Source organism: Aquimarina sp., assembly GCF_977115655.1.
The window spans coordinates 1-1,796 of record NZ_CDSBKO010000146.1; the positions used below are offsets into that span (position 1 = coordinate 1).

1 protein-coding gene is annotated in these 1,796 nt (G+C 38.4%); it reads left to right on the forward strand.

Going from position 1 to position 1,796, the window contains the following annotated elements; translation table 11 throughout:
* Nucleotides 1-1,796 (forward strand): hypothetical protein (locus ACZIYX_RS23905; protein WP_462684770.1); only part of this gene is annotated, 1,796 nt, incomplete at both ends.

The following is a 1,796-nucleotide window of genomic DNA, read 5'->3' on the forward strand; positions in this document are numbered from 1 at the left end:
TATACCTATTTTTTACAAGGCGCACTTAACATAAACATTTACAGTTTTTCCTTACCCATATCGTATAGTTTTTCTAATCAGGGAGAGAACTTAGGCTACCAGTTACCTTTTGATTTTAATAGAATAAGCCTGCACCCCAAATATAAATGGATCACAGGGCATATAGGTAATGTAAGTATGACCTTTTCTCCATATACCCTGAGCGGGCATCAATTTACAGGAGGAGGAGTAGATTTAACTCCACCAGGATCCGTTAAAATAAGTGCCATGTTTGGGCAATTGCTAAAAGCTACTCCAGATGATGGAGATCCCAGAACCGTTCCCGCATTCAGCCGTATGGGATATGGGTTAAAAACCAGTGTAGAAAAAGAACGATATAAAATAGGGCTTATTGGTTTTTATGCCAAAGACAACCCAAACTCTATAGACTCTATCCCTGAAGCCAAAGGAGTCTTACCGCAGGAAAATTTAGTAGTAAGTGTAGAAGGAGAAGTTAAACTGGGAAAAAGTTTTAGTCTGCAAGCAGAATACGCATCTACCGCGATCACTAAAGATACCAGAGCAGAAGAGAGCGAAAGTATCGAATCAGCTCCTATTGCAGTATTATTTAATAACCGTACCTCTACCGAATATTATAACGCTGTTAAAACACGCTTAGGATATGGTATAGGACGAGTGAATCTTGGATTAGGATACGAGCGTATCGATCCGGGATATGAGACTTTGGGAGCGTATTATTTTAACAACGATTTCGAAAACATTACTCTGGATGCCTCTAATACCTTTTTTAGAGACAGGCTAACCTTGGCACTTAATATTGGGTACCAACGGGATGATCTGGATAATTTAAAAGCCAATAACACCAATCGTACTGTAGGTTCTTTAAACGCTACCCTTGCCTTGTCCGAGAGATTGAATATCTCAGGATCGTACTCTAACTTTAGCACCTTTACCAATATCAAACCCAATCAGTTTGACGAAATTAATGATGCCGATCTGTTAGACGAGCAGATAGAAGAACTGGATTATAAGCAACTCTCCCAAACCGCAACAGCAACGATAAGCTATGTGCTTTCTAATAAAAAAACATCCAGGCAAAACCTTACTGCCAATTATGCATTAAACGATGTATCTAACGAGCAAGGAGGCGTAGTGCGATTAGGCGATGCTTCTACCTTTCATAATATGAATATAGGGCATACCATAGATTTTTCAGAAAGAAACCTGAACATCAGCACTTCGGTTAATGGTACGTATAACACTATAGGAAGAGAAGAGTCTACCACTTGGGGACCCACCATAAGTGTAGGGAAACGATATTTTGAAAAAACATTGAATGTACGGTTATCCTCGGGCTACAACAGTTCTACCAGTGCTACATCTAATACCAATGTAATCAATCTAAGAGGAGCAGTTACCTATACCTTAAAAGAGCGACATAATTTTAATTTGAATGCCATACAGTTGTTTAGAAACGGGGGTAACAATGGGCAGTTAAGTGAGTTTACCGCAACTTTTGGGTACAATTATGCATTCGGGCTTAAAAAACCAAAGCTTAATTTAAAAAAGAAAGAAAAGAAACCTAAAGAAGATAACGATTCCATTAAAATTCAATACAAAAAATATCGTTTTGAAGGGCTGCCAACAAATATTACCCCACAATTGCTGGAGTTGCCAGAAAAAGAAGGGTTTGCACATATCATCAAAGATAAAAAGGGAGAGTTAGGCAAATTAGAAGAACAGCTTAAAGAAACCGAGCAGAAAGAGAAAAAGGTGTACAAAGAGATTGCAATAAG